Raw genomic sequence first — 15,788 nt, forward strand, 5'->3', positions numbered from 1 at the left:
ACTCTCAGGAGGCGGTGAACGGAAGGGTGACCGTCGACCGGTCGCCGATCCCCAGGCTCGTGTCGGTGTTACCGATCGCGTTCCAGACCTCGACCTTGACCGTGCCGCCGGCCAGGTCGCCGAGGGTGCCGGTCGAGGAGCGCAGGCCCTGGGTCTGCCTGTAGTGCTCCCAGCCGACCAGCGGGTCGGTGGCGAAGTAGGCGTACGTCTCCACCCGGTCGACGACACCGTCGCCGGTCAGGTCGTACGACACCCGGGCCTGGACGCCGTTGCCGATGCTGGTGCCGGAGTCCACGGACAGGTCGAAGGTGGTCGCCTGCCCGGTGTAGGTGCCGGTGAGCCCGGTGGCGGTGAACACCTGCGCGTTGGTCGGCGTGCCGTCGTGGTTGCCGTTCGCCGCCGCTACCGACACCGATCCCCCGGTGCCCGCCGCACCGCCCAGTGCGCCACCGGCGAGCAGGTACTGGGTCGGACTCATCGGGTTCGGGGGTTCCGTCGGCGTCGGGGTCGGCGTGGCCGTCGGCGTCGGCGTGGCCGTCGGGGTCGGCGTGCCCGTGGGCGTGGGGCCCGGCGTGACGACCTTGCCGCCCGTGGCGTTGCCGCCGCTCCAGGTGAACGCGCCCGAGGTCGCGGTCTTACCCGCCGGCACGTCCAGCGTGGTGCCGTCGGAGAAGGTGACCGTCAGCGCCTCGGCGGTGATGTTGGACGCGACGTAGGTGCGTGCCCCGTCCTTGGTGAACACCCTTGCCAGCGGGTGGTTCGCGGTCACCGTGTTGTCCGTGTTGCCCAGCGCGGCCAGGTTGCGGATCCAGTGGAAGGTGTGTGCCTTGCTCTCGCCCTCCTCGCTGGTGAAGGTCGGATTGGCGCGGAACTCCCGCAGGGCCCGCTCGCCGTCACCGGCGGCCAGGAAGTTCCAGATGATGTCCTGCCACACCGTCGGCTTGCCGAAGTTGTTGCGCAGCAGGTCCTCGTAGTTGGCCGTGACGTACTCCGGGTGGTCGCCGAAGTAGAGGTGACCGCCGGTGACGGGCAGCATGTTGATGCCCTGGATCATCTCCGGGTCGGCGGAGAACCAGGTGGCGTACGCACCGCCGTCGCCCCAGACCATGCCGACCGACTCGCGGCCGAACTCGGCCGGGAAGTTCTCGTCGTGCACGTCGAACCAGTACTCGGCGATTGCCTGGGCCTGTGTGGTGTAGATGAAGATGCCGGCGTCCCGGATCGCCTTGTTGTTGGTCGCCTGGCCCCACTGGATCAGGCCGTTGGCGAAGTTCATGCCCTCGGACGAGGACTCCTGGTTGTTTCCGGAGCCGAACGGCGCCAGCCCGGAGGCCCAGTCGTGGCCCGCGTAGATGTCGTAGTCCCGCAGGTAGGGGAAGCGCTCGTCCTGACGGTCGTAGCTGTTGGCGTCCCGGATCAGGACGTCCACCATGCCGCCGTACTGGCTGTCGCTGGCGAACTCGGGATCGAACTTGGCCAGGGTGGCGGCGGCGGCGATGAAGTAGCCGTAGTGGAAGTGGTGGTCGTTGAGGTCCTCGTCGGACAGGTACGACGCGGGGTAGCCGATCAGCGTGCCCCAGTTCCGGTCGTAGTAGAAGAGCTGGCCGGTCTCGCCCGAGCTGGCGGTGAACCAGTCGATGAGCCGCTCCTTGATGACCCTGAGCGCGGAGTCGCGCACGTCGGTCATGTCCAGCTGGTCGGCGATCTCCGCGATCCGGGCCGCGCGGCCGAGACCCTTGCCGGTCCAGTAGGTGTCCGGGCCGAGGAACTTCGCCGGGTCGGCGAGCTCCGCGTTGAGGTAGTTGGTGATGGTGGTGCGGTCCGCGCCGGAGGAGTCGGCGACGGCCGGGACCTCCGGCAGGACACCGTGGAACGCCATCCGGGTGGTGAAGGACGCGGTGCCGACGAGGTTCTTCATCCTGCCCCGGGCGGAGGCGTAGGTCTGCGCGATCGGGGTGCCCCCGACCATGTTGCGCCACTGGTGCGGGTAGAGCGAGGCGACGGTCCTCGTCTCGGTGCCCTCACGCGGGGTGGTGACGAACTCGTACGTCGTGCGCACCGTGCTGGTCGACTCGTCGAACGAGTACGCCATGCGGGTGTCGGTGACGTGGGCGTGGGCGTACCTGCCGTACTCGGCGGCCAGTTCCTGCCGGTCGGCGCCGTCGGGGAGCACGGCGACGGAGAAGTAGCCCCGGCCGCCCAGGTCGGAGGTGATGACCCCGCCGGAGACGTTCCAGGCCGCGCCGGTCGGCGCGTACGCGACGTAGTTGTCGGTGCCGATGCTGAAGCCGATCGTCGAGCCGCTGTTCGACCAGACGGTGGGTGCGACCGTGCTGCCGGTGATCCGGGCGTTGCCGCCGGTGATCTGGTAGTGGCTGAACGGCATGCCGTGGCCGATGGTGGCCTTCATCGTGCGCTGACCGTCGCTCCAGAACGGAGTCACGGTCCAGTCGGTCCAGTCGGCGACCTTGACGACCGGGGCGCTCATCCCGGTGACGCCGACCCGGATGTCCTCGGTGTAGTCGAACTTGAACTCGCTGACCCCGGTGGCACCACCGGTGATCCGCGCCGTGTTGGTGTACGACAGCCCGATGCCGTTGTTGAAGGTGTCGTAGGAGACCGGGTGGGCGTGCAGGGGCTCGCTGTAGGCGCAGTCATTGCGCTTCCACAGCAGCGACGACCACCAGTCGTTGGTGGGCACCGCGCCCTGCGGCGCGTCGGGGGTGACGAAGAGCCGGGGGTTGGTGGCGATGTCGCCGCAGCCCTTGGGCAGCAGGCGACCGGCCGGCAGGGTCTCGGTGTAGCTGCCCGCGCCGACGGGGCCGGCAGCGGCGACGCCGCCGCCCACGACGCCGAGGACGCCGGCCGCGAGGCACCCGGCCATGGCGACCGCGATGACGCGCGACCGGCTGCGGCGCGGGAGGGACGAGGGGGCGGGTATGGGCGCGGGGCCGGGGTCGGGGGCGTGGCCTCGTAGGGTGGGTGCCATCGCGTTCGCCTCCGTCAAGGAGTGTCGTGGGGTGGGAGAACCAGACCTGAGAGAGCGCTCTCTTGAAACCGAGGTTAAGTTTCTGTTACCCGATACGTCAATGGTCACCGATCCGGAGAGCGCTCTCTGACGCTCCGGACCGCACCCACGGACCACGTCCGACGGGCCGCTGAGCAGCGACTCCGCGCATCGACGGGCACCCCTTGCCGGGGTCTGAGGCGCGGCAAACTCAGCACGGCGGCGGCGCATCCGGGATCACCGTCGGTGTTGCGGCTCCGCCCCAGAGTCACACCGGTCGAGCCCTCCCCGCCCCCGTTGCCGGCCGGGCTGCCGGGCCCACCCGCCACTCCCCGACCCACCGCCACTCCCCGAGCCACCGCCACTCCCCGACCCACCCACCGGCTCCGGTGCCGGCCCGCTCCCCCACCCACCCGCCCGCTCACGAGCCACCCACCGGCTCCGGTGCCGGCCGGGCTGCGTCGGTTGACACCGGGAGTCCTCGTCGGCTTTCCTGAGCGCCGTTGACGATCATCACGGGGAGTGGAAAGCATGCGACGACGGGTGTCCGCGACGGTCCTGGCGGTCCTCACCATCAGCCTGGTCGGCGGCTGCGCCGACGAGCCCACTCCGGAGGCCGCCGCCCCCCGGTCGACCGGGGCACCCTGGCACGACGAGCACACCGCCGGCACCGGCGCCGGCAGCGTCGGCGCCCCGGGCACGGCCTGCGAACTGCCGGTGGCCTTCCCGCTGCCCGAGGGCTGGAAGGCGGAGGCCGTCGACGCCAACCCGGACGGCGAGATCGAGGAGGCCATCGTGGAGGCGCTCACCAAGCGGGGTGGCACCACCGCCGTCTGCGAGGTGGACGGTCGCGAACAGGGCGGCGGCTTCCTCCGGGTGTGGACCGCCGACCAGCCCGATGCCGCGCCACGGGACGCGCTCGAGACGTTCGTCGCCGCCGAGGAGGGCCTGACCGACCAGGAGTACCGGGAGGTCCGGGCCGGAACCTTCGACGCGGTCGAGGCGACCTGGTCGGCCACCAGCGAACTGCTGGAGGAGGACAGCAGGTCCTGGGCGACGGCGGTACGGGTCGGCGACACGACGGTGCTGCTCACCGTCAGCGAGAGCCTGCTCGCCGAGGCCGGGGACATCCTGCCCGCGTACCGCCTGGCGACCGGTCAACTCGCCGCGGCCGGCTGACCCCGGCCCGCACCGCCAGCCGCTGAGGTTGTCGCTGCGGCGTTACGGCAGGTCCGGTCAGGTCCCGCAGGTGGTGGCCGGCAGACCCGGCACCTTCACCGGGGACCGGCCGCCCGGCCGGGCCTTGCCGGCGAGCACCTCGGCCAACGCGTCCATCGAGGACCGGCTCGACGAGTACGTCGCGAGCAACGTCGGCGAGGCGGCGTCCGCCAGCACGTACGGGGTGTCCATCGCGACGGTCACGGCGGCCCCGGCCCGCAGGTCGCCCCTGCCGTCGCCGTAGCCGACCAGGTGGACCACCGTGCCGCCGCTCGGCATCACCTTCACCCCGGCCGCCGTCAGCGCCTCGGTCAACGCCTTGCGGGTGTGCTCCCGCCCGCCGGAGGAGGTGACGGTCACCGGCCCGCGCACCCCGTCGCCCGCGCAGGAGCCGCGCAGCACGGTGACGGCCGCCGCGGCGAGCCGCCGTGCCGCGTCCCGGTGCTCCGGCGCACGCAGCGTCGACAGCTCCGGCGTGGGCCGGTCGGCCAGCCGGAACTTCATGGTCAGCACCCGGGTGGCCGCCTCGACGAGCCGGGCCCGGGGCAGCGACCCGTCCCGCAGCGCCGCGAGCAGCCCGTCGTACGCCTGGCCGACGTGCGGCGGCATCAGGATCAGGTCGTTGCCGGCCTTCAACGCGCGTACCGCGGCCTCCCCCGGCGCCCAGCGCTTGGCCGGCGGCATGTTCATCCCGTCGGTGATCACCACGCCCTGGAATCCGAGCTGTCCCCGCAGCACCTCGGTCAGCAGCTTGTACGAGAACGTGGCCGGCGTTCCCGGGTCGACCGCGCGGACGTCGAGATGGGCCGACATGACGGCCATCGCCCCGGCGTCCACGCCGGCGGCGAACGGCGACCACGCCGCCTCCTCCAGCGTGCGGCGCGACTGCCGCAGCACCGGCAGGCCCTCGTGCGAGTCGGCGGCGCTGTGCCCGTGGCCCGGGAAGTGCTTGACGGTGGCGGCGACCCCGGCGGACTGCAGTCCCCGGACCGCCCCGCCGACCTGCGCCGCCGCCCGCTCGGGGTCCGCGCCGAAGGAGCGGGACCCGATCACGGTGCTGCGCGTGACGAGCACGTCGGCGACGGGCGCGAAGTCGAGGTTGACGCCCATGGCGGCCAGCTCGGTGCCGGCGGCCCGCCAGGCGGCCTCGGTCAGCGCCGGGTCACCGGCGGCCCCGGCCGCGAGGGCGCTGGGCAGCATGGTCACTCCGGTGGTGACGCGGGTGACCACGCCGTACTCCTGGTCGGTGCCGATGAGCAACGGCGCGGCACCGGCGGGCAGCTTGCCGGCGGCCTCGCGCAGGCCGGCGGTCAGCGCGCGGACCTGCTCCGGGTTGTCGACGTTGGTGGTCTCCTGGTTGCCGCTGGTGGGGTCGTCCGCGCTGAAGCCGACCAGGATCAGCCCGCCGAGGCGGTACTTCGTCACCATCTCGGCGGGGGTGTCGACCCCGCCGAGAGCGCGGTTGCCGGCCGCCGAGCCGGACGACACCTCGGTGGCCCTGTCGCCGTAGGCGTAGGGCATCAGGACCTGACCGACCAGGTCCTCGTCGGCCAGGCTGGCGACCAGGGCCGCGGCCCTGGCGGCCGGATCGCCGGCCGGTGCGCCCGCCCCGGGCGTCGCGGCGGTGGCCGGGGCCGAGGTGGGGGCCGGGCCGGGCCGCCGATCGTCGCCGGAGCACCCGGCGGCGAGCAGCGCGGTCAGGACGACGAGCGCGGCGCCGACACGCCGCGGGGTAATCGACACACGGCCCATCCCACCAGCTTTCCGCGCACCGGGGCAACTCGACCTCGGCCCGGCCACCCGACCGGGCGACCCGTCGACGGCCGGTCAGCCGACCCGGGTCAACAGGGTCACCGGCGCGCCGTCGCCGGCATGGCGGTAGGGCTCCAGTTCGGCGTCCCAGGCCGTGCCGAGGGCCTTGTCGAGGGCGTGCGCGAGGGCTTCCGGGGCCCGCGCGGACGCCATGATGCTGCGCAGCCGGTCCTCCCCGAGCTGGATGTCACCGGCCGCACCCACGCTGGCGCGGAACAGCCCGCGCCCGGGTACGTACATGAACCGTTCGCCGTCGACCCCGGGGCCGGGCTCCTCGGTCACCTCGAAACGGATCATGGGCCACTGCCGGAGGGCAGCAGCCAGCTCGGCGCCCGTCCCCGGACGACCGGACCACCCGCACTCCGCCCGGCGGGCGCCGGGATCGACGGGTTGGGTTGTCCACTGCAGGTTGACCGGCGCGGCGAGGACGCGCGCGATCGCCCACTCGACGTGTGAGCACACGGCGAGCGGGGTCGAGTGGACGTATACGACGCCACGCGTTGGCACGGTGACCTCCCGGAGAGCGAGGTGCGTCTTCCCCTACGACCTCGCCCACACCCGGGTGGTTTCTGCAACACATGATGACTCCTGTGACGGATGGTGCGCCAGGGAATCGCAGAATTCGCTGCTGGAATACCTGCGGCCCGGACCGCGGTTCCACCTCGTGACGCCGCGATGACCAGCCAGGGTTCGTGGTCGTGTAAAGTTCCATCGGCGGCCTGTGCCGCGCACGTCTTCGCGGGTCCACCGTCCCGGTGCCGCCCGCACAGCCCCCGGACGAAACAGTCCTCCCGTACGTCTTGCAAGGAGTACCTCCGTGGCGAGCAACACCTCTAAGACCGCGCGCGCGTCAGTCCGGGCCGGCCAGGCTGGCCAGGGTGGCGCCCTCAGCGTGCTGGGCGAGTTCAAGTACGTGATCCCGCTCAACGGCGGCAAGCACGCCTACGTGCGGAACCTGACCAACGGCAAGACGGTTCACCTGCGCACCGACTCCGAGGCCTTCGTCGAGGAGATCCGGGTGCTGGCGGCAGCCGGCCACGCCACCAAGATCCGGGCCGAGCTGAACACCCTCAACGCCGCCCACCCGGGCGACGGCTGGGACGCCACCGAGAAGCGCCTCGTCGAGGCCGGCGTCTTCGAGGGCTGAGCCCCTTTCGCAGCATCCGAACGCCCGCCGGGTCCCCCGGCGGGCGTTCGCGCGTCCGGGGCAGGCGGGGGCCCGGCGTACGCGAGGCACGCTTGCGGATCTTCTCAACGGGGTAGGTGGCGTGGTGTCATGGGGGATAACCCGTGTTACCACCGGGTATCCCGGGCGTTACGGCCCTGTGCGGCCTGGGGAGGTTCGACGATGCCGGAACACGTCGAGGTACGGCTTCCCGACGACGTACGCCTCCACGTGGAGGCCGTCGGCCCGGCGGACGCCGAGGTGACCGCGGTGCTGCTGCACGGCTGGACGCTGGACGGACGCAGCTGGCACCGGCAGTTGGCCGCGCTGCGGGCGGCCTTCGGGTCGGTGCGGGTCGTCACCTACGACGCCCGCGGGCACGGTCGCTCCAGCTGCATGACACTGCCCACCGCGACCCTGGAACAGCTCGGCGACGACCTGGCCGCCGTGCTCGACACGGTGGCCCCGACGGGCCGGGTGGTGCTGGTCGGGCACTCCATGGGCGGCATGACGATCATGGAGTACGCGCACCGCCACCCCGGGCACTTCGCCTCCCGGACGGCCGGCCTGGTCTTCGTGTCCACGACCGCCGAGGGGCACGCCCACACCGTCTACGGCCTGTCGCCACGGATCGCCCGGCTGATCCGGCTGGCCGAGACCACCGGCGCGGGGGTGCTGGCCCGCTGCGGGGCCTGGCGTCCGCCCCGGGCACTGCTGCGGGCGCTGCGGCCGTCCATCCGCTGGATGCTCTTCGGCGACCGCTGCGACCCCACCGACATCCGCCTGGTCACTTCGGCGGTGGCCCGCGCGACCCTGCGCTCGATCGGCGGGTTCCGCGCCTCGATCGGCACCCAGCACCGGCTGGACACCCTGGCCACGCTGGCCCACCTGCCGGCGGCTGCCCTGGTCGGCGACCGGGACCGGCTGACCCCGCCGCCGTGCGCCGAGTCGATCGCCGCCGCCCTGCCGGCCACCGAGCTGACCGTCTGCCCCGGGGCCGGGCACATGCTGATGATGGAGCGCCCCGACAAGGTCAACGAGGCGTTGTTCGGCGTCCTGCGGCGGGTGCTCGCCCAGACCCCGCTCCACGGGTTCTGACGGCGGTGGGCCGGGCAGCCGGCCGACGGTCTCGCGAGGTCGGCGACCTGGGGCACGGCGCGGTGGGCGGGGGCGTACCCTCTTGCGGTTGGCCTCGTGGCGTCCGGTGGCCGACGTCAGGAGGAACGAGCGTTGACCGACCAGACCACCCTGCGCCGGGAGATCGCCTCCGAGCAACGGCATCTCGACCGGGTGTACGCCCGGCTGGCCGAGCTGCGCCGGTCGGCGGTCCGGGCCGAGCGGGACGGCTACCGGCTGGCCCGGGTCGGCAACTTCGGTGCGCTGGTGGAGCGGGACGCGATGGTGTTCCACGCCGCTCAACGTCGCCACACCCTGGACGCCGAGTACGAGGGCCTGGTCTTCGGCCGGCTCGATCGGCACGACGGGCAGGTGCTGCACGTGGGCCGGCTCGGCATCCGCGACACCGACGCCGCCACCCTGGTGGTGGACTGGCGGGCCCCGGCCGCCGCGGCGTTCTACCAGGCCACCCCGGCGCAGCCGCTGGGCGTGGTGCGCCGCCGCACGATCCAGTCCCGCGGGGAGCGGGTCACCCGGATCGAGGACGACCTGCTCGACCCGGCCGCCGCACCGCCGGACATGGCGGTGGTGGGCGACGGGGCCCTGCTGGCCACCCTGTCCCGGGCCACGGGCCGGGGCATGCGCGACATCGTGGCCACCATCCAGCGGGAGCAGGACGAGGCGATCCGCTCCCCCGGTTCGGGCGTGACGATCGTGTCCGGCGGGCCGGGCACCGGCAAGACGGCGGTGGCGCTGCACCGCGCGGCGTACCTGCTCTACTCCGACCGCAGCCGGTACGCCGGCGGCGGCATCCTGGTGGTCGGCCCCTCGTCGGTGTTCGTGGAGTACATCGCCTCGGTGCTGCCCTCGCTGGGTGAGGACACGGCCACCCTGCACTCGCTGGGCAGCCTCTTCCCCGGGTTCACCGCCACCCGCACCGATCCGCCCGAGGTGGCGGCGGTCAAGGGATCGCTGCGGATGCGGCGGGTGCTGGAGCGCGCCACCCGCGACGCGGTGCCGGACGGCCCGGGCGAGCTGCGGCTGCTCTACCGGGGGCAGCTGCTGCGGCTGGAGCGGGCCGAGCTGGACGCGATCCGGGACCGGGCGTTGCCGCGCGGGGCGCGCCGCAACGAGGTGCGCCGGGCGGGTTTCGACGGGGTGCTGGCCGCGTTGTACGCCCAGGCCCGCCGGTTGGCGGTTCCCCGGCTGCCCGAGCAGCGCGCCTTCGAGGACGAGCTGATCGACCGGGCGGACTTCCGGGACTTCCTCAGGGCGTGGTGGCCCCGGCTGCACCCCCGCCATGTGCTGGGCTGGCTGGCCCGCCCGGATCGGCTGCGCCGGTACGCGGGCGGGATCCTGTCCGGCGCGGAGATCCGGCTGGTGCAGCAGGCGTACGGACGGTTGGCCGTCGACGGGCTCACGGTCGCCGACGTGGCGCTGCTCGACGAGCTGGACGCGCTGCTCGGCCAGCCGGTGCGGCCGGCGAGGCCGAAGCGGGATCCGTTCCGGCTGGCCGGCGGCGTCCGCGAGTTGAGCACCTTCGCCGACCGCCAGCGGGCCGCCCGGGAGGCGGCCCGGCAGCGCCCGGAGGACTACCGGGAGTACGCCCACGTGGTGGTGGACGAGTCGCAGGACGTCTCGCCGATGCAGTGGCGGATGATCGGCCGGCGGGGGCGGCTGGCGTCCTGGACGGTGGTGGGCGACCCGGCGCAGACGGCCTGGACGGGCGACCCGGAGGAGCTGACCCGGGCACGGGACCAGGCGTTGGGCCGACGCCGGAGGCACCACTTCACGCTGACCACGAACTACCGGAACTCGGCGGAGATCTTCGCGGTGGCGGCGGCGGAGATCCGTCGCCTCTACCCCGACCTGCCGCTGCCCACGGCCGTGCGGTCGACGGGGATCGAGCCGGTCCGCCTGACGGTCGGGGCCGACGAGTTGTCCACCACGGTGATCGCGGCGGCGAGCGCACTGCTGGCCGAGGTGGAGGGCACGGTCGGGGTGGTCACGCCGGTGCCGCGTCGCGACGAGGTCGCGGCCTGGCTGGGCGCGCTCGGCGGGTCGCGGTTGCAGGTGGTGACCAGCCTGGAGGCCAAGGGCATGGAGTACGACGGGGTCGTGCTGGTGGCCCCGGGAGAGATCCGGGCGGATCCGGGTTCGGGGATCCGGACGCTCTACGTGGCGTTGTCCCGGGCCACCCAGCGGCTCACCACGGTCGACCCGGTCACCTGAACTTCACTTGCATACATAGCGATGTGAGCATAGATTGTGCTCCGATCCCGACAGGTGACGGAGGGTGTCTGCGTGGGCGCGGGTCATGACCATCACCACGGCGCGGTCGCCAACGCCGCGCACCGCCACGCGGGGCGGCTCTGGGCGGCGTTCGCCCTGCTCGCCACGCTGATGGTGGTCGAGGCCGTGGCCGCCCTGCAAACCGGTTCGCTGGCCCTGCTCTCCGACGCCGGCCACATGTTCACCGACGTGCTCGGCATCGGGATGGCCCTGGCCGCCGTCGCCGCCACCCGACGGGCGGCGGCGGATCCGCAACGCACCTTCGGCCTCTACCGGCTGGAGGTGCTCGCCGCGCTGGCCAACGCCGTACTGCTCTCCGGCGTCGCCGTCTACGTGCTGGTCGAGGCGGTCCGCCGGTTCGGCGACCCGGTCGAGGTGCCGGCCGGGCCGATGCTGGTGGTGGCGGTGCTCGGTCTGCTCGCCAACGTGGTCGCCTTCGCCCTGCTGCGCCCGGGGGCCAAGGAGAGCATCAACCTGCGCGGGGCCTACCTGGAGGTGCTGGGCGACCTGCTCGGCTCCCTCGGCGTGATCGCGGCGGCGCTGCTGATCGCCGTCACCGACTGGTGGTGGGCAGACCCCCTGGTGGCCGTCGGGATCGGCCTGTTCATCCTCCCCCGCACCTGGCGGCTCGGCCGGGCGGCGGTGCGCATCCTCGTGCAGGCGGCCCCGGAGCACCTCCAGGTCACGGCGGTGCACGACCGGCTGGCAGCGGTGCCCGGGGTGGCCGAGGTGCACGACCTGCACGTCTGGACGCTCACCTCCGGCATGGAGGTGGCCTCGGCGCACCTCACCATGGCCCCGGACGCCGAGGTCGGGGCGGTGCTGACCGCCGCGCGCACCGCCCTGCGGGAGGACTTCCGCATCGAGCACGCGACGCTGCAGATCGAGCCCGGCGCGTCGCCCGGGGCCTGCGGGACGGTGGAGTGGTAATGAGCACACGAGTGAATGGTGGAGTGTATTGTGCACTCATGCCGGATTTGCCCGTGATAGCCCGCGTACGTACCGTCACAGGTGCTGCACCAGTCACAGGAGCACCGGTACTCTCAGACCCGGCCCCCGCCAGGCGGCACCCAACGGTGCCGGCGGCGGCCGCCGCCTAATCGCCGACGACGGCGAACCGGGGAACCATGTTCCTGGGGTGCATCCGCGCATGCGGTAGGGATCTTCCGTCCCGAACCCGTCAGCTAACCCGGTCGGCGGCTGACGGAAGGACACGTGCATGCCAGTAGTGGCACCAGTCAGACGACGCGCCGCCCGGACGGCGGCCCTGATCGTTGCGACGCTCGCTCTCGGCGTCGCGATCGCCCCGGTGGCTCCGGCCACGGCGGCACCACGCGCCGGGTTCCTCGCGGCCCCGTCCGACCCGGGCGACGAGGGTGGCACCCCCGCCCTGCGGGCCCAGCTCGAGGCCGCGAGCAAGGGCTACCTCGACGCCAAGCGGGCCCTCGACAGCTCCGTCCAACGTCAACGCGAGTTGGCCACCCACCTCACCGCCACCGAGGCGCAGCTCGCCGAACGCAGCACCAAGGTCGGCGAGATCGCGGCCCAGGCGTACCGCTCGGGTGGACTCTCCGCCGCGTCGGCGCTGCTCAAGAGCGACTCCCCCGCCGGCTTCATGGATCGCGCGGCGGCGCTCGACGCGGTGGCCGCCAACGAGGACCGGGCGCTGCGCGAACTCCAGCAGACCCGTGACGAGGCGGTCCGCACCAAGACCGCCCTCGACGGCGAGATCCGCGAGCAGCGCAAACAGGTCGCCGTCATGGCCAGGCGCAAGGAGCAGGCCGAGAAGGCGTTGACCGTGGCCAACCAGAAGGAGAAGGAGAAGGCGGCGGCGGCGGCCAGAGCCGACGACGGCGGCAGCAGGAGCGGCCGGAGCACCTCCACGGCCAAGGCCAAGCCGGCACCCCGCAACTCCGACGGATCGTGGCCGGCCGAGTCGTGCAGCGTGAACGACCCCACGCCGGCCAACGGCTGCATCACCCCCCGCACCCTGCACGCGCTCAACCAGGCCAAGGCGGCCGGGTTCACCCGGTACGTCTCCTGCTACCGGCCGGGCGGCTCCGGCGAGCACCCCAAGGGCCGGGCCTGCGACTTCGCGGCCCAGAAGAACGGGTTCGGCGGGGACGCCACCGGCGGCGACCGCACGTACGGCAACAACCTGGCGGCGTTCTACGTCAACAACGCCAACCGGCTCGCCGTGCTCTACGTGATCTGGTACAGGCAGATCTGGCTGCCCAGCAGCGGCTGGAAGTCGTACAGCGGGGCCAACGGGGACCCGTCGAGCGACCACACCAACCACGTGCACCTGTCGGTGTACTGACCCCCGCACGAGGCCCGGGAGCTGCCGGTGAGGGCTCCCGGGCCTCGTGCGGCGCGTCGGACCCGACGTCCGGCGGAGCGCCGGTCGGTTGGTTACGGTCGGCAGATGGCAGTCGACCAGACCCACCGATCGGAACCGACCGTGGGTGACCACGTCATGGTCTTCGCCCCGACGCCCCGGCTCACCGTCACGGTGGACCAGCCGAGCGACGTGCCCGAACTGCACCTGCACCCGGGCGGGCAGGGCGTGTGGCAGGCCCGGATGATCATGTCGCTCGGGGTCGACGTGGTGCTCTGCACCGCCCTCGGCGGCGAGATCGGGCAGGTCCTGCACCCCCTGCTGGTGAGCGAGGGCGTGGACCTGAAGGTGGTGCTGCGCGACTCCGGCAGCGGCGGGTACGTGCACGACCGGCGCGCGGGCTCCCGCCGCGAGGTCGTGGACGTGCCCGGCCAGCCGCTGAGCCGCCACGAACTGGACGATCTCTACAACCTGGCGCTCGGCGAGGGACTGCGGGCGGCGGTCAGTGTGCTCAGTGGCCCCAACGAGCCCTCCCTCGTGCCGGCGGACCTCTACCGCCGGTTCGCCGCCGACCTCGGCGCCAACGGCAGCCGGGTGGTGGTCGACCTGTGCGGCGAGCACCTCACCGCCGTCCTGGACAGCGGGGTCTTCTTCCTCAAGGTCAGCCACGAGGAGCTGATCGCCGACGGGCGTGCGGCCGGCGACGACGAGGAGCAGCTCACCCGGGCGATGTACGACCTGCACGCCGGCGGCGCGGAGAACGTGGTGGTCAGCCGCGCCGACCGGCCCGCCCTGGCCCTGGTCGACGGTGAGGTCTTCGAGGTGGAGATGCCCCGCCTCCAGGCGGCCGACCACCGGGGCGCGGGCGACTCGATGACCGCCGGGTTCGCCGCCGTGGTGGCCCGGGGCGGCGACGTACACACCGCCGTACGCACCGGGGCGGCGGCCGGCGCGCTGAACGTGACCAGGCACGGGCTGGGCACCGGCCGGCTCGACTCGATCACCGGCCTGGTCGACCGGGTCCGCCTGCTGCCGGCCGGCAGCCGCCCACAAGGGCGGACCACCCCCGACGAACTGGCCGACCGGGTGGCGGGCCGATGACGCTCCGGGTCCTGATCACCAACGACGACGGCATCGGCGCCCCCGGCATCCAGGCACTGGCCCGGGCGGCGGTGGACCGCGGGCTGGACGTGGTGGTCGCCGCTCCCCTGGAAGAGGCCAGCGGCACGAGCGCCGCGATGACCGCCGTGGAACGCGACGGTCAGGTGGTGGTACGCCCACATCCGCTGCCGGAACTGGACGGGGTACCGGCCTTCGGCGTCGGCGGATCCCCCGGCTTCATCGCGCTGATCGCCACGCACGGCGCGTTCGGGCCCCCGCCCGCCATGCTGCTCTCCGGCGTCAACCGGGGTGCCAACGCCGGCCGGGCGGTGCTGCACTCCGGCACGGTGGGAGCCGCCTTCACCGCCGCCGCGAACGGCTGCCGGGCCATGGCGGTGTCCCTGGACGTGCTGTCGGCCGGGGAGGCCACCGCCGCCAGCGGCGGGGCGGCGGTGGCGGCCGCCGCGCGGGTCCGCGACTCCGAACGCCACTGGACCACCGCCGCCCGGGTCGCCCTGGACCTGCTGCCCCGGCTCACCGCCGCGCCGGCGGAGAGCGTACTCAACGTCAACGCGCCGGACCTGCCGCACAGCCAACTGCGCGGGGTGCGCCGGGGGGCGCTGGCGAGCTTCGGCCAGGTGCAGATGACGGTGGCCGAGGCGGGGCACGGCTTCGTGCGCACCTCGCTGGAGGAGCCCGGACAGTCGGTGCAACCGGGCACCGACCTGGCACTGCTCGCCGACGGGTACGCCTCGGTGACGGCGGTCCGGGCGGTCACCGAGGTCGCCGACGTGGACCTGTCCGGCCTCGGCGAGGAGTGAACGCCGACCCGTGGCGGTGGCTGAGGGCCCCCGTTGCGGGTGGCTCAGGCCCCCGGGAGCACCTCGGGGGTGGCGGCACCCGCGTAGTAGGGCTCCGGGGCACCGAACAGCCCGAGCAGACCGGTGACCCAGAGCTGCCGGTGCACGAACCGGCTGGGTTGGGTGACCACGAGCTTGACGCCGCTGACCTCGGCGGTCTGGAACCCGGCGACCATCGCGCTGATGCCGACCGAGTCGATGAACGAGACCAGCCGCATGTTCAGCTCGATCCGGGCGGGACGCCCCTTGGCCAGAACCTCGGCGATGGCCTCGCGAACCTCGTACGCGGTGTCGACGTCGATCTCGCCCCGAGGGGCGATCTCGATGACACCACCGGGTAGCACCGACTGAACGATCGACAGGCTCACGCGAGCACCTCCACTCACCCGTTCGACGGGCGCCTCATCAGTACGCGGGCCGCGACCGACAGTATTCCTCCGACTGCCCGGTCGCCACCCCTCGGGATGAGCAATTCGCGGATTCAGGCAGACCGGGCCACCCGATTCCGACATTCACGTCTTTTTGTCACTAGGGTCGGCTGGTCGCCGACGCGTTGCCGCACCAGAGTAGCCGCCCCACGCGAAGAGTGCCGACACCGACGTCCCGGCGCGGCGCCACGACGCCGCGCGGCGGCGTGCCGGTGTTGCCCGGCACGCCTAGCATCACCTCGACGGACAGCACGACGAGAGGAGCCATCGATGCTCAGGAAGCTTGCCGGTCTGGCTGGGGTCACCGCCCTGCTCGCCCTTGTACTGGCCTGCGGCTTCGGCGGCGGGGGCGAGGACGACGACGATGACGACGACGACTTCGCCCGTGGCGTGAGTGCCGCCGTCGTGCTGCGCTGACGACGACCGTCGGAGGCCGGGCCGGTCGTGCGCG

General features: G+C 73.0%; 13 protein-coding genes and 1 riboswitch. Of the genes, 9 read left to right on the forward strand and 4 right to left on the reverse strand.

Translation table 11 applies throughout. The features are described 5' to 3' along the window. Nucleotides 1-4: 4 nt before the first annotated feature. Nucleotides 5-2,884 (reverse strand): glycosyl hydrolase, encoded by a 2,880-nt coding sequence (locus GA0070616_RS05560; RefSeq protein WP_245712669.1) that lies wholly within the window; start codon nt 2,882-2,884, stop codon nt 5-7. A 654-nt stretch (nt 2,885-3,538) separates the two neighbouring features. Between GA0070616_RS05560 and GA0070616_RS05565 the strand changes: the two genes are divergently transcribed. After that, on the forward strand, nt 3,539-4,186 hold the full coding sequence (locus GA0070616_RS05565; RefSeq protein ID WP_139128846.1) for a lipoprotein: 648 nt from the start codon (nt 3,539-3,541) through the stop codon (nt 4,184-4,186). 57 nt (nt 4,187-4,243) lie between these two features. On the opposite strand, the gene GA0070616_RS05570 is transcribed toward GA0070616_RS05565, so the two are convergent. Beyond that, nucleotides 4,244-5,977 carry a glycoside hydrolase family 3 protein gene (locus GA0070616_RS05570; protein ID WP_091077331.1) on the reverse strand — a complete coding sequence of 578 codons (1,734 nt, stop codon included), beginning with the start codon at nt 5,975-5,977 and terminating at the stop codon, nt 4,244-4,246. 75 nt (nt 5,978-6,052) lie between these two features. Continuing rightward, nucleotides 6,053-6,544, reverse strand: a complete 492-nt coding sequence (locus tag GA0070616_RS05575; RefSeq protein WP_091077334.1) for a DUF3145 domain-containing protein — start codon at nt 6,542-6,544, stop codon at nt 6,053-6,055. A 310-nt stretch (nt 6,545-6,854) separates the two neighbouring features. On the opposite strand from GA0070616_RS05575, the gene GA0070616_RS05580 reads away from it, so the two are divergent. The 7 genes from GA0070616_RS05580 (at nt 6,855) to surE (ending at nt 14,870) form a co-directional block, all read left to right on the forward strand. Continuing rightward, the gene (locus tag GA0070616_RS05580) at nt 6,855-7,184 is read left to right on the forward strand and encodes a hypothetical protein (RefSeq protein ID WP_091077338.1); all 330 of its coding nucleotides are present in this window, start codon (nt 6,855-6,857) and stop codon (nt 7,182-7,184) included. Between the two features lie 201 nt (nt 7,185-7,385). Continuing rightward, the gene (locus tag GA0070616_RS05585) at nt 7,386-8,300 is read left to right on the forward strand and encodes an alpha/beta fold hydrolase (protein ID WP_091077341.1); all 915 of its coding nucleotides are present in this window, start codon (nt 7,386-7,388) and stop codon (nt 8,298-8,300) included. 132 nt (nt 8,301-8,432) lie between these two features. Continuing rightward, nucleotides 8,433-10,550 carry a HelD family protein gene (locus GA0070616_RS05590; protein WP_091077344.1) on the forward strand — a complete coding sequence of 706 codons (2,118 nt, stop codon included), beginning with the start codon at nt 8,433-8,435 and terminating at the stop codon, nt 10,548-10,550. Between the two features lie 72 nt (nt 10,551-10,622). Then, nucleotides 10,623-11,540, forward strand: a complete 918-nt coding sequence (locus GA0070616_RS05595; protein ID WP_091089964.1) for a cation diffusion facilitator family transporter — start codon at nt 10,623-10,625, stop codon at nt 11,538-11,540. Nucleotides 11,541-11,693: 153 nt separating this feature from the next. Then, nucleotides 11,694-11,825, forward strand: a riboswitch (cyclic di-AMP (ydaO/yuaA leader). Nucleotides 11,826-11,829: 4 nt separating this feature from the next. Continuing rightward, entirely contained in the window at nt 11,830-12,930 is a 1,101-nt protein-coding gene (locus GA0070616_RS05600; protein WP_091077347.1) for a coiled-coil domain-containing protein, read from the forward strand. Between the two features lie 105 nt (nt 12,931-13,035). Next, on the forward strand, nt 13,036-14,049 hold the full coding sequence (locus tag GA0070616_RS05605) for a 1-phosphofructokinase family hexose kinase (protein WP_245712670.1): 1,014 nt from the start codon (nt 13,036-13,038) through the stop codon (nt 14,047-14,049). Continuing rightward, on the forward strand, nt 14,046-14,870 hold the full coding sequence (surE, locus tag GA0070616_RS05610) for a 5'/3'-nucleotidase SurE (RefSeq protein ID WP_091077350.1): 825 nt from the start codon (nt 14,046-14,048) through the stop codon (nt 14,868-14,870). The genes GA0070616_RS05605 and surE overlap by 4 nt, the downstream gene beginning before the upstream one ends. 44 nt (nt 14,871-14,914) lie before the next feature. Here surE and GA0070616_RS05615 read toward each other — a convergent pair whose 3' ends face one another. Beyond that, a complete protein-coding gene (locus GA0070616_RS05615; protein WP_091077354.1) occupies nt 14,915-15,277 on the reverse strand; it encodes an STAS domain-containing protein in 363 nt (120 codons plus the stop codon). Between the two features lie 330 nt (nt 15,278-15,607). On the opposite strand from GA0070616_RS05615, the gene GA0070616_RS27985 reads away from it, so the two are divergent. Next, a complete protein-coding gene (locus tag GA0070616_RS27985; protein ID WP_175439989.1) occupies nt 15,608-15,754 on the forward strand; it encodes a hypothetical protein in 147 nt (48 codons plus the stop codon). Nucleotides 15,755-15,788 lie beyond the last annotated feature (34 nt).

The organism is Micromonospora nigra (assembly GCF_900091585.1).
GTDB classification, from domain to species: domain Bacteria; phylum Actinomycetota; class Actinomycetes; order Mycobacteriales; family Micromonosporaceae; genus Micromonospora; species Micromonospora nigra.